Annotated in this window: 9 protein-coding genes; 1 reads left to right on the top strand and 8 read right to left on the bottom strand. The window is 39.4% G+C overall.

Annotation, left to right across the window (positions count from 1 at the left end):
* Nucleotides 1-30 precede the first annotated feature (30 nt).
* The 8 genes from QM874_RS04805 to QM874_RS04770 all read right to left on the bottom strand — a co-directional run bounded on the left by QM874_RS04805 (nucleotide 31) and on the right by QM874_RS04770 (nucleotide 11,226).
* Entirely contained in the window at nucleotides 31-1,401 is a 1,371-nt protein-coding gene (locus tag QM874_RS04805; protein WP_414316419.1) for a sugar transferase, read from the bottom strand.
* 22 nt (nucleotides 1,402-1,423) lie between these two features.
* Nucleotides 1,424-2,107 (bottom strand): tyrosine-protein kinase, encoded by a 684-nt coding sequence (locus QM874_RS04800; protein WP_414316418.1) that lies wholly within the window; start codon nucleotides 2,105-2,107, stop codon nucleotides 1,424-1,426.
* Nucleotides 2,108-2,117: 10 nt separating this feature from the next.
* Entirely contained in the window at nucleotides 2,118-2,810 is a 693-nt protein-coding gene (locus tag QM874_RS04795; protein ID WP_414316417.1) for a CspC family polysaccharide chain length determinant protein, read from the bottom strand.
* A gap of 8 nt (nucleotides 2,811-2,818) precedes the next feature.
* Nucleotides 2,819-3,550: a capsular polysaccharide biosynthesis protein Cps4B gene (gene cps4B / locus QM874_RS04790; RefSeq protein ID WP_414316416.1), complete on the bottom strand. Its 732-nt coding sequence runs from the start codon at nucleotides 3,548-3,550 to the stop codon at nucleotides 2,819-2,821.
* 1 nt (nucleotide 3,551) lies between these two features.
* Entirely contained in the window at nucleotides 3,552-4,997 is a 1,446-nt protein-coding gene (locus tag QM874_RS04785) for an LCP family protein (RefSeq protein WP_414316415.1), read from the bottom strand.
* 363 nt (nucleotides 4,998-5,360) lie between these two features.
* Nucleotides 5,361-7,319 (bottom strand): peptide ABC transporter substrate-binding protein, encoded by a 1,959-nt coding sequence (locus QM874_RS04780; RefSeq protein WP_414316414.1) that lies wholly within the window; start codon nucleotides 7,317-7,319, stop codon nucleotides 5,361-5,363.
* A gap of 160 nt (nucleotides 7,320-7,479) precedes the next feature.
* Nucleotides 7,480-9,447, bottom strand: a complete 1,968-nt coding sequence (locus QM874_RS04775) for a peptide ABC transporter substrate-binding protein (protein WP_414316413.1) — start codon at nucleotides 9,445-9,447, stop codon at nucleotides 7,480-7,482.
* 168 nt (nucleotides 9,448-9,615) lie between these two features.
* The gene (locus QM874_RS04770) at nucleotides 9,616-11,226 is read right to left on the bottom strand and encodes a glycoside hydrolase family 13 protein (protein ID WP_414316412.1); all 1,611 of its coding nucleotides are present in this window, start codon (nucleotides 11,224-11,226) and stop codon (nucleotides 9,616-9,618) included.
* A 152-nt stretch (nucleotides 11,227-11,378) separates the two neighbouring features.
* Between QM874_RS04770 and QM874_RS04765 the strand changes: the two genes are divergently transcribed.
* On the top strand, nucleotides 11,379-12,863 hold the full coding sequence (locus tag QM874_RS04765; RefSeq protein ID WP_414316411.1) for a DUF1846 domain-containing protein: 1,485 nt from the start codon (nucleotides 11,379-11,381) through the stop codon (nucleotides 12,861-12,863).
* Nucleotides 12,864-13,400 lie beyond the last annotated feature (537 nt).

The following is a 13,400-nucleotide window of genomic DNA, read 5'->3' as shown; positions in this document are numbered from 1 at the left end:
CTAATTTATAGACAGAGAGCGCAAACAAACTCACTTTGCTCCATCTCTCATCAACACAACTTTTACAGTTTTTAACAATATTTCGAAATCTTTCCAGATGGTCCAATCATCGATATAAGCAACATCCAGCTTTACAACATCATCAAAGTTTGTGATAGCACTGCGACCACTAATTTGCCACAAGCCTGTAATTCCAGGTTTGAAGCTAAGACGACGTTTTTGCTCAGGCGTGTACTTTTCGTACTCATCTACCGTTGGCGGGCGAGTACCGACTAGACTCATATCCCCAATCAATACATTCCAAAATTGTGGCAATTCATCCAAGCTTGTTTTTCGAATAATGTGCCCAATCTTAGTGATACGTGGATCGTTATCCATCTTAAACATTCCACCTTGCATCGTATTTTGCTCCATCAATTGTTCCTTGATAGCTTCTGCATCAATTCTCATTGAGCGGAACTTATAGAAGGTGAAATGACGGCCATTTTTCCCGATACGAGTCTGAGAAAAAATTGCAGGTCCCCCATCTTTACGAATCAAAGGAACTAAAACTATGCTGACAATACCACAGATGACAAGACCAACGATAGCTCCACAAATATCAATGATGCGCTTAGCAATGACATGACTGGGCTTGTAAAAATTCGTAGAGAAGGTTACTACATTCAAGCCAGCCATTTCGTGAATCTGTTTATTGCGACCTAGGTTCTTATCGAAAGCGTTAAGGTTGACTGTTACATCGATCCCCATTGTTTCAAACTGAGAAATAATAGCTCCAATGTCGTAATCCTCACTAGGAAGATTGACAAAGACTTCATCAACTACTTCATGCGTAGCATAAGATAGTAGCTGTTCTCTCGGCACAACGACCACCTTGTCATGAGAGAATTCAGGTTTGTCTAAGACACATACAGCAGCCAGTTTCCCTTGGACATCATTTGCGGTCAATAAACGATCCAGTACTTTTTCAGTACGAGATGTCGCTGTAATCAATAAAATCTTACTACTGCCCTTCAAGTTGTGATTAAAGTGTACCCAGTAACGTTTGATAACAAAACTGAGTAAATAGTTTAAAACTCCATACAAGGAAAGCAAGTAAATCATCCCTCGTCTAGAAATCACAAATTTTTCCTTTAGGAAGAAACTTGAAAAACTAATCAGCAGGGCATAAAAGATAATATATTTGATTGTCTCTACTAATTCAAGTGACTGACCTCGTTTGAAAAAATCCTTACCATAGCCACTGATGTAGAAGGCTGCGAAATGAAGTAAAAATAGAACGAATACTGTATTTAATACAATATCAGTTTCTGAGATTGAAATTAGAATACAAGCTAGCAAAATAACCAGTACACTCTGTAAACATGCCAGAGTGATATTATAGAAACCCCTTCCCTCCATACTGAACTCCCTATCTTATTTTTTATTTTTTACCGTAAGAGCCATAAGAGCCATAAGAGCCATATTTTTCGCGTTGAACATTAAATTTATTCAGTATTACTCCCAAAAATGGTGTTCCTATTTGTTCTAACTGACTCTTGGCTTTTTGAACTTCTCTTCGTTTTGCTTCACCAGCCTCTGTGACTAAAATCGATGCATCACATTTTTGCACAATAATCGCTGCATCAATTACAACTCCGATTGGCGCAGTATCTACGATGATGTAATCAAAATATTTGCGCAAAGTTTCAATCATTCTTTCAAAATTGTCACTTTGCAAAAGAGCGGTTGGGTTTGGAGAAACTGCTCCTGATTGGATAACAAATAAATTCTCAACATTTGTCTCGCAGAGTCCATGCGATAAATCCTGCGTTCCAGCCAAATAATCTGTCAAACCAGTAATTCTTTCTCTTGACTTGAACACTCCAGACATGACTGAGTTTCTGATATCAGCGTCAATCAAGAGTGTCTTGTAACCTGCACGCGCAAAAGCCCAAGCAATATTGGTAGAAGTTGTTGATTTACCTTCACCAGGATTGATAGATGAAATTGCGATGACCTTTAAATTGTTTCCACTGAGCTGTATATTTGTGCGTAACGCATTGTAATATTCTTCTGCTTTTTTTACAGAATCAATTCTTTGTTGTGCTAATTCTAACTTTGCCATATGTTCTCCCTTACTTTAATTTATCCAAATCTGGAATGACTCCAAGAAGTGAGATTTTCATTACATCTTCAATGTCTTCTGGACGTTTCACACGGTCATCCAACAATTCAACCAAGAGGATCACAACGACAATAAGTCCAGCTCCTGCGCCCACTCCTAAAATTGTGTTTCGGCGAATGTTTGGAGATGATGGCGACAAAGCAGGGCGTGCTTCTTCTAAGGTTGTTACATCTGATACACGAGTCACGGAGATGATTTTCTCAGCAGCAACTTCACGGAGAGCATTAGCAATACGGCTAGCCTCTTCAGGCACACCATCTCGAACAGAAATTGATACGATACGAGTATCAGCTGGAACTGTTACTTGAACTTTTCTACCGAGTGTCTTGGCATCCACACGTAATTTTTGATCTGCAACAACTTTTTCCAAGACATCTTGAGAAAGGATGATCTCCCGATAGTCCTTAACCAAGTAGGTTCCTGCTTGTAGATCCTGATTTGTCAAACCTGGTTTATCACTTTGGTTTCGGTTGACCACATAGATTCGTGTTGTACTTCTATATTCAGGTTTGACCACAAAACTACTATATGCAAAGGAAGCCACTCCTGCTACAATAGCTACAAGAAGGATTAGTAGCTTCTTTGCCCATAGGGACTTTAACAACTGAATAACGTTGATTTCAATAGTATCTTGTTCTTTCATTTTAACTCCTAGATTATTTGATCTTTAATGACTTTTTCGGGATTTTTCACGAAGAGTTCCCGAGCCTTATCGTGGCCATATTTTTTGCTCACTATCTCATAAGCCTCTCGCATATAAGGTGGCCGACTATCTAAATTGTGCATATCACTAGCAACTATATGAACCAAGTCTCGCTCCAAGAAATAGCGAGCACGTTTTTTCATGAATTTATAGGTATCTCCAAAAAGTTTTTGTTTAAGGATACTTGAACTATTAACTTGTGTATAGCAACCCATATTAATAAGCTCTTTAACCCTTTTTTCGTTGTTTTCCAAAGCATCGTAACGCTCTATATGAGCTATTACTGGAGTTATTCCTAGCATGAGCACATTGGTTAATGCATTATGGATTTCACGATAAGGGGTATTCATACTAAATTCGATCAAGGCATAGCGTGTGCCGTTTAATTGTGGAATCTGCTGATTTTCTAGTTTCTTCAAGGCGTCACTAGTGTAATAGATTTCCGCTCCATACAAAATCCTTAAGTCAGGTGCAATCTCCTTAGCTAGTTCCTTGACAACTTTAAAATTCCTTGCAATTTCATCCTCCGGAGTTTCGAACATCCCCTTTCGACGGTGTGATGTCGAAACGATCGTACGAACTCCTTGAGCGTAGGCTTCTTCGAGAAGGGCTTTGCTTTCTGCCCAATCTTGAGGCCCGTCGTCTACATCAAAAACTATGTGTGAATGGATATCAATCATCTTATCTACCTTCCATGATATCTTTGATTTCTGTTTTTAAAGTTTCCAAACTATTAGAATCCACTTCTAACATATAAAGACTGCTGTCCGGCATGGCATATGAAGGGAGATCCATACGACCAGTTCCTTTTAAATCTCGAGTGATGACAGTATATTTACCGCCACTTTCCAATTGAGTATTTACCAAGTTCATCATTGTTTCAGGTGGCATATTTGTTTGCACTGAATCTTGCAAGCTTTGCATAATGCCATCGAAATTCTTCAGAGCTTCTGTTGAAGTTAGTTTTTGAATAATAGCAGAAATAACTTTTTGTTGGTTACGTCCACGATCTCCATCACCGTTTGCTAATGAATAACGCTCGCGTACAAATCCCAGAGCTTGTTCAGAGTCTAGATGAACATTACCAACAGGGAAGTGATATTTGCCATGAAGAGATGTAAATTCTTGATCATTATAGACATCTACTCCACCTAGCAAATCGATTAATTTCAAGAAGGAGGTGAAGTTAAGTCGTGCATAGTAATTCAGCTCTATACCATAGAGATTTTCTAAGGTATGAATGGAAGCATCCACACCATAAATACCTGCATGAGTCAGCTTATCATTTTGGTTATTCCCACCATCTGCGATTGGAACATAGGCATCGCGAGGGGTCGTTGTCAAGAGAATTTTCTTAGTCTCTTGATTAACAGTCATGATGATATTGACATCCGAACGCGACACTGAGCTGATCGGTCCATAAGTATCAATCCCACTAATGTAAAGATTAAAGGCCTTGTTTTGAGAAACCTTAGGCGCCTCAACAGTCTTGGTTAATTCCTTAGTGTAGATCTTTTTAATCTTCTTGGCGTGGTCTGGATATTCCTGTTCAATCAGGTTTTCAAAAACACTATTCAAGACAATTGCCTTAGAGTCTCCCTCCAAGAGGCTCTTATAGGCCGCAAGATAGGAAGAACTCTCTTCAACAGACAAGTCTTTACTCTGAGTTGCTTTAATATCATCTAGCAATTTTTGGATGTTTTCAGAATCTGTCCCAGTTGGAGCTGTCACACTGGAAAGTTGTGACACATTGCCAATTTCACTATCTGCCAAGACTGCAACACTGATAGAATAACTAGAATAGTTGGATGTCGCATTTAATTGATTGGCCAAACTAATGAACTGTTGAACTCCAACCAAGGCTAGTGAGCTGGTCATGATAGATAGCACGAGCATGATTAAAGTAAAAATCTTGGCTTTTTTATTTAAAATCAAAACCATGGCTACTATCCCTATCAAAGCCATCATAAAGGCTAGAAGAAAGTTGACATAATTAACAGCCAAAATATGATATCTGAACATTAAAAACAGCAAAAAACAAGCAATGATTACATATACTATCATTAGCAATATATTGATATTTTGATGAATTTTACCTGCTTTAGTCTTTTTCAAACGTCGCCCCACCTTACACCTCTACAAAATATTTTATTCTTATTATATCATAAAACATCCATGAATGCTATTAACTTCCGGAGTGCGACCGTTTTCTTTTTCCTTGAAAATAAAAATATTATATTTAGAAAATTAAGTTTTTTTAATGCGGCTTTTGATAAAATAGTATGGACTACAGAAATCGGTAGCGAGGTCTTGATGTCACAGTTCCATACCTGCAATCCCCCAATAATCTTCTGGATTTCTGAATGCTCTAGCTAGAGAAAAGCTAAAATAACTTTTGAAAGGTCAAAAAGCCAAAAAACTAGTAGTTACCATTTTAGAGACTCATTACATGCAAAAAAGGCTAGGATATCATCCCGGCCTTTTTTTAAGTTATTTGACGTGATTTTCAAGCTCTTTTTGACTCTGTTCGACTGCTTTTTTACGTTCTTGTTCCCATTTGGCTTTAGCTTCGTCAAACTGGGCAATGGTAACCACATCTTTCTGCAATCTCATATACTTATAGTTGCTTCCAGTCCCTTTGATTCCAACAAGTGAATATGCACGTGTGAAAGGTGTCACGCGTGTCACCGAAGCTCCACCACCATTCGATACAACTGGAATTAGAAGAGAACTATCAATCAACCACGCTTGTGCATCTGCATAGTTTTCATAGCGTTTAGCAACGTCTGTATTTTCTGCATCTGCCGTTTTTAATTTTTGAGTATATTGGTCCAAACCGAGACTGGTTATCTTACCTGTGTCTTTGCTTGGATCAAGTCCTAGAATCTTGAGGTAGAAACCGTCCTCAGCGTTGAAAGGATTGAGGTAAGTCGAAGGATCTTGGTAGTCAGCTGACCATCCATCCAAGTTCAAATCATAATCATGATCTGCTGGAGTTGGCGCTTGAACTGTTGCATTTGTATAATCATCTGTCGACAATTGGATAACATCAACCACTACATTTTCAGAACCAAGTGTTGATTCGATTGATTGCTTGATTGAGTTTGTTCCTGAAAGCAAGGTCTTATTAACCTGGTCTACAGGCAAGTCCAAATGAATTGGGAAAGTCACACCTTGTGCTTCTAATTCTTTTTTAGCTTCTGCGAACTGAGCTTGCGCTTTTTCTTTATTAAAATAACCGTCTTGAGCATCTTCAAGATTCATATTTGACCATTGTGTGCCATAGTTGACCAATTTTGAAGCAACTGTTTCACCAAAAATCTTGTCTCCAACTTGTACAAAAGTTGGTGGTACAAGCGAGTTACGAAGAGTATTCTTAGCTGCTTCTTCACCGTTTGATTGAGCTGAGTAGGCTGTACGATCAATGGCAAAGTTGATAGCTTGACGGAAGTTTTTATTTAAAACCGCAGCTTGAGTTGCTTGTTTTTGATCATCGCTTGTTTTCGCAGTATGGTTATAAGTACCACGGTTGACGTTAAAGTTGTAGTACCAAGATGTCGCATCTTGCAAGCTATAGACGATATTATCCTTGTATTTCTCCTTTGTTTTAGCAAAGTTTGAACTGTTTGGATAAACACCTGCAGATGAGTAGGCACCACTTTCAAAGTTACGGATTGTCAGGTCTTGGTCTGAACCGTCAAAGTATGCCAATTTTACTCTTTCAATCGTTACTTTTTCCTGGTCGTAATAATGTGGATTCTTCACATACTCGATAGATGACTTAGATGTAAAATCTTTTAACAAATATGGTCCGCTATAAAGAATGCTATCAGGTTTCAAGGTTCCAAAGTCTTTACCTTTAGAAGCTAGGAATTCTTCATTCACAGGGAACAAGATACTGTTAGTTGTTTTAGAGTTCCAGAATGGTTCTGGACGTGTCAAGGTATACTCGACAGTGTAATCATCTACAGCTTTAACACCAACATTTGAAAAGTCTGTATTAGCACCTGTTACATAATCATCCAACCCCTTGATAGAGTTCTGAATCAAGTCTAGAGCTTGTCCCTTGTTGTCAGCAGCGTATTTAATACCAGTTACAAAGTCTTGTGCTTTAAGGGAAGCGTATTCTTCACCATCAGCTGTAAACCACTTGGCATCCTGGCGAAGTTTGTAGGTATAAGTTAAACCATCCTTAGAAACACTCCATTCTTCTGCAAGGGCAGGAATGAGGTTCCCATAGTTATCATTTTCAAGCAAACCATCTACCAAGTTGGTTACAATAGCAGTGTTATCACCAGCGTAGTCTAAGAGATAGTTGAAGGTTGTTGGATCGGCACCAAATGTTGACGAGTAGGTTTTATCATCTGATGCTGACTTCCCACATGCTGTCAACAAGACCGCTGCGGCTAGCATCAACCCCGCTCCGATCAATCGTTTTTTGAGTTTCATGATTCGTTTTCTCCTTATATGTTAGGTTTTGTGACATAAGGCTATTTTAACAAATTTTGTCCCAAAAGTAAAGTTATTTAATTATTTGACCTCTCATCAGTATCAGAAAAAAGAAAGAAATCCCGCATAAAATCAGGATTCCTTTCATCATTATTAACGTTTATTTAACATGGTTAGCTAGCTCTTTTTGGTATTTGGCATTGGTTTCAATTTTTTCTTTTTGCCATTTCTTAAGAGCTTCTTCGTATTCTTTAGTGGTTACAATATCATTTTGCAACTCTAAACCTTTGAACACAAATGGGTCACCCTTGATACCAACTTGAGAGTATGCTTTTGTAAATGGCACTGTACGACTCACAGTCGGAGAACCACCTGAAGATGCCACAGGGATTAGGAGTGAGCTATCAGATACCCAAGCTTGTGCTTTGGCATATTTTTCATAGCGTTTGTTGAGATCGCTCGTTTCTGATGCTGCATCATCCAAGAGTTTCTTGTACTCATCAAGCCCAACTTGAGCCATAACTTCTGGATCTTTACCTTTTGTGATACCCAAGTGTTTAAGGGCAGAACCCTTCTTAGCATCTAGGATATTGAGGTAGGTCGCTGGGTCTTGATAGTCAGGTCCCCAACCAGTTCCGTTCAAGTCATAGTCCTTTTGAGAAGGAACCTTGGCTTGAGATGTAATACTCATTTTCTCATTATCTGTCATTTGAAGCACATCGATGACAACATTTTCAGTTCCAAGCGCTGCTTCGACAGATTGTTTGAGGGAGTTGGTTTGTTGAACAGCAATGACATCTGTTTGCTCAACTGGAATATCCAAGTGAATTGGGAAGGTTACACCTTTAGCTTGCAATTCTGACTTGGCTTTTTCAAAAGCAGCTTTTGCTTTGTCTGGGTTGTAAAGAGTATCTTTACCGTCTGTCAAAGCAACATCTTTCCATTGATCACCATAGGTGACAAGTTGTTCTTGCGCCAATTCTCCAAAGGTCTTTTCACCAACTTGGACATAGTCAAAAGGCACAAGGCTATTACGGATAATCTTGTCTGCACCTTCTTCACCATTCAACTGAGCTGCATAAGAATGACGGTCAAGCGCGAAATTGATGGCTTGACGGAAGTTCTTGTTGAGAAGCGCTTCTTTTGTTGATGTTTTTTGAGCATCATCAGTCTTAGCTGTCTTGTTGTAAGATTGACGGTTTACGTTAAATGTAAGGTAATAGCTAGTTGCTTCTTGCGGGCTGTAAACGATCTTATCCCCGTATTCTTGCTTGGTTGATTCGAAGTTTGAAGAAGTCGGGAAGAGACGAGCTGTTGTGAATGACCCTGATGCAAAGCTACGAATCAATGACTCTTGGTCAGATCCATCATAGAAGGTAAGCTTGATGTGGTCAATCTTAACATTATCTTTATCCCAATAGTTTGGATTCTTTTCGTACTCGATAACTGATTTTGAAGTTAGATTCTTCAAGATATATGGACCGTTGTAGAGAATAGATGACGGTGTTGGTGTTCCATAATCTTTCCCTTGAGAATTTAGGAATTCCTCATTAACTGGAAGCATCGGTGCTGTTGTCACCTTAGAATTCCAGAAGCTTTCTGGTTTGTTCAAGGTATACTCAACCGTATAGTCATCAACTGCTTTGACACCGACTGTTGAGAAGTCATTGCTTTCACCACTAACATACTCGGCCAAACCTTTGATGGAATCTTGGATAAGTGTTAGACCATCCGACTTGCCATCTGCCGCATGTTTCAATCCAGTCACAAAGTCTTGAGCCTTGACTTCTGCATATTCTTCTCCTTCAGAAGTATACCATTTCACACCTTTACGAAGCTTATAAGTGTAAGTCAAACCGTCCTGTGAAACTGACCAATCCTCAGCTAGAGATGGAATCAAATTCCCATACTTGTCATTTTCCAAGAGTCCATCTACAACGTTTGCGATAACGTCTGATGTCGAACTTTTACTAGTAACACTATAGTCCAAAGAGGATGGATCGATAGCATATACATATGAGAATGATGTCGGAGCGTCAGCTTTTTTCTCAGTCTTACCACAAGCTGCCAAAAGAAGAGCTGCACTCATCGTAATCCCTGCTACTGCGAGCCACTTTTTCGATTTCATTGGTATTCTCCTTTAAAATACTATTTTCACCATTATACCCTATTTTTCTATAAAAGCAAGGGTTTACAAGGTATTTTTTAGAAAATTCAAACAAATATTTTTTAAAGATTTTCCTACACTTATTTTAGTAAAAATCTCAAGTGCCAAGTGACACTTGAGATGGTAATTTTAAGCAACCAATTCGACACAAAAGGCAGCCCAAGGAGCTAGTGTTAGTTGTTCTAAGTCATCTTTGACATCTGTATTTGCAATCAAGACTGACTCGATTGTTTCCTTCAAGTGAAACTCTTGTTCTTGACTTGAAAGGTTTACCACTACTAAGAATCGGCGTTCCCCGTCCTTACGGATATAGGCAAAGATCTTCTCAGGTGTTTCTAGCAATTCAAAGTCAGCTCTCACCAACCAGCTGTTTTCTTTACGAAGCTGGACTAGTTTTTGGTAGGTATAAAAGATAGAGTTTGGATCATCTAAAGCAGACTCAACATTGATGGCAGCATAGTTTGGATTGACTGATAGCCAAGGTTTCGCGCTTGAAAATCCAGCGTAGTCTGTAGTATCCCACTGCATTGGTGTACGAGCATTGTCACGTCCAATCACACGAATGCTATCCATAATTTGCTCTAGTGGCACACCTTTTTCAAGAGCTTCACGCGCATAATTGAGGGATTCAATATCCTCTACTTGATCAAGCGTTTCAAACGGGAAATTGGTCATACCGATTTCTTCACCTTGATAGATATAGGGTGTTCCTCTCATCAAGTGAAGTAAGATTGCATACGCTTTGGCAGATTTTTCACGGTAGTCTTGGTCATTTCCCCAGATAGAGACAATACGAGGGAGGTCATGGTTGTTCCAGAAGAGGGAATTCCAGCCATCTTCAACTCCCAACTCTGTTTGCCATTTGTTGAAAATCTCTTTTAACTTCCCAACATTTAGCTCTTTTTGGTACTGCCACTTAGGTTGCCCTTCCTGATACTGAAGACAGATATGTTCAAACTGGAAGACCATAGACAACTCTTGACCTTCTGGATTCGAATATTTCTTGGCCTCTTCTGGGTTTGCTCCCCAAGCTTCACCAACAGTCAACAAATCCTTGTCACCGAAGGTTGCCTTGTTCATCTCCTTGAGATAAGGATGAAGCATAGGACCATTGCTTACAATCTTCTCATCTGGAATCTTGCCAATCATATCGATGACGTCCATACGGAAACCACCGATACCTTTGTCAATCCAGAAATTAATCATCTGGTAGATTTTTTGGCGAAGCTCTTCGTTTTCCCAATTTAAATCTGGTTGCTTCTTACTAAAAAAGTGTAGGTAATATTGACCAGACTTTTCATCATATTCCCACGCCGAACCACTAAAAGTAGAGGTTAAATCATTGGGTTTATCTCGCCAAATATAGTAGTCTCGCTCTGGACTTTGGGGATTGTCACGCGCTTCAATAAACCAAGCATGCTCGTCTGAGGTATGGTTGACCACCAAATCCATGATGATTTGAATATCTCTCTTTTTCCCCTCAGCTATCAATTCATCCATGTCTCCCATAGTGCCAAAGATAGAAGCAATGTCTTGATAATTTGAAATATCATAACCATTGTCATCCATAGGGCTATCATAGACAGGCGACAGCCAGATTGCTGTGATTCCTAGCTTGGCAAGATAATCTAGTTTACTGGTTATTCCTTTTAAATCACCAATCCCGTCCCCATTGCTATCCTTAAAACTCTTAGGATAGACTTGATAAACAACTGCATTGTGCCACCATTTTTCTTGCATATTCTTACCTCTTTTTCTATTTCATCTATAGACCATCATAGTCTTTTTTAACCATTTGTGCAAGCGTCTGCCTGAATCTTTTTTCTTATTTTGAACCTCCGCGGTTTCTTATCTTCTCTTTTTTTTATATAATAGAGTTCAGAGGTAAAAAAATGAAAAAACAAGCTTTTAGTTCTGAACAATATTTGAATCTGCAACGCGACCATATTTTGGAGCGTATTCACCAATTTGACGGCAAGCTCTACTTGGAGTTTGGGGGTAAGATGTTGGAAGACTTCCACGCTGCTCGTGTCCTTCCTGGTTATGAACCAGACAACAAAATCAAGCTCTTGCAAGAGTTGAAGGAACAGGTCGAGGTTGTAATTGCCATCAACGCTAGCAATATCGAGCACTCAAAAGCTCGTGGCGACTTGGGCATTTCTTATGACCAAGAAGTGCTTCGTTTGATCGATAAATTCAATGAACTCGGTATCTTTGTTGGTTCAGTTGTCATTACTCAATATGCAGGCCAACCGGCAGCTGATGCCTTCCGTAATCAATTAGAGAAAAATGGTATCGACTCTTATCTCCACTACCCTATCAAGGGGTATCCGACAGATATGGACCACATCATCTCGCCTGAAGGCATGGGGAAAAACGACTATATCAAAACTAGTCGCAACTTGATCGTCGTGACAGCTCCTGGACCTGGTTCAGGTAAGTTGGCAACTTGTATGTCTAACATGTACCACGACCAAATCAATGGCATCAAGTCTGGTTATGCTAAATTTGAAACCTTCCCAGTATGGAACCTTCCACTGCATCACCCAGTCAACTTGGCTTATGAAGCTGCTACAGCAGACCTAGATGATGTCAACATGATTGACCCATTCCATCTCCAAACTTATGGAGAAACCACAGTCAACTACAACCGCGACATTGAAATTTTCCCTGTTCTTAAGCGTATGCTGGAACGTATCTTAGGTAAATCTCCTTATGCATCTCCAACTGACATGGGTGTCAACATGGTTGGCTTTGCAATCACTGATAACGACGCTGCCATTGAAGCATCTAAACAGGAAATCATCCGTCGCTACTACCAGACTGTTCTTGATTTCAAGGCTGAAAAAGTCGGTGAAACTGCCGTTAAAAAAATCCAACTGCTCATGAACGACCTTGGCATCACACCAGCTGACCGTAAGGTTGCTGTTGCCGCACGTCAAAAAGCAGAAGAAACAGGTGGTCCAGCTCTCGCTCTTGAATTACCGTCTGGTGAAATCGTTACTGGTAAGAACTCAGAACTCTTTGGTCCAACAGCTGCTGCCTTGATCAACGCCATCAAGATGTCAGCCAATATTGATAAAGAAACTAAATTGATTGAACCAGAAGTGGTGAAACCAATCCAAGGTTTGAAAATCAATCACTTGGGCAGTCGCAACCCTCGACTCCATTCAAATGAAATCCTTATCGCTCTTGCAATTACAGCCATGGAAAATCCTGATGCTGACCGCGCCATGAAGGAGCTAGGAAATCTCAAGGGTAGCGAAGCTCATTCTACAATCATCCTGACAGATGAAGATAAAAACGTTCTTCGTAAACTAGGAATCAACGTAACCTTTGATCCTTACTACCAATACGATCGTTTGTATCGCAAATAAAATATGACAATCACTCCTCTAAGACTTGGATTCTTATCATCCAGCTCTTAGAGGTTTTTTATGGTGATCAAGTCAAATTGTTTTTCAAAGGCTTTTAATTTAATTATTGAATTTTAATTATCTACCTAAGCCTCCTAATTTACTCCTTGTTTTACCTTAAATATACATAAAAAATGAACAAAGCAGGATTCTGATTTTCAGAAAACTATTTTGTTCACTTTTTGTTATGATTTAAACTCTTATACTCAATGAAAATCAAAGAGCAAACTAGGAAGCTAGCCGCAGGTTGCTCAAAACAGTGTTTTGAGGTTGTGGATAGAACTGACGAAGTCCGCTCAAAATACAGTTTTGAGGTTGCAGATGGAAGCTGACGTGGTTTGAAGAGATTTTCGAAGAGTATGAATCAATCCTCTTCAATCTTTACTTGAACTACCTTTGCTGAGGTTGATCCATTTTCTCTACAATATCAACTTGGTGTAATAAGACTGACTGCGTCACTCTTATCTAGAACCTCAAAGCTATTCTGTGAGACATCTA

Source organism: Streptococcus infantis (assembly GCF_047463615.1).
GTDB lineage: Bacteria > Bacillota > Bacilli > Lactobacillales > Streptococcaceae > Streptococcus > Streptococcus infantis_X.
Note: the sequence above shows the minus strand (reverse complement) of the source record. Positions and strands in the feature narration are given on the sequence as shown.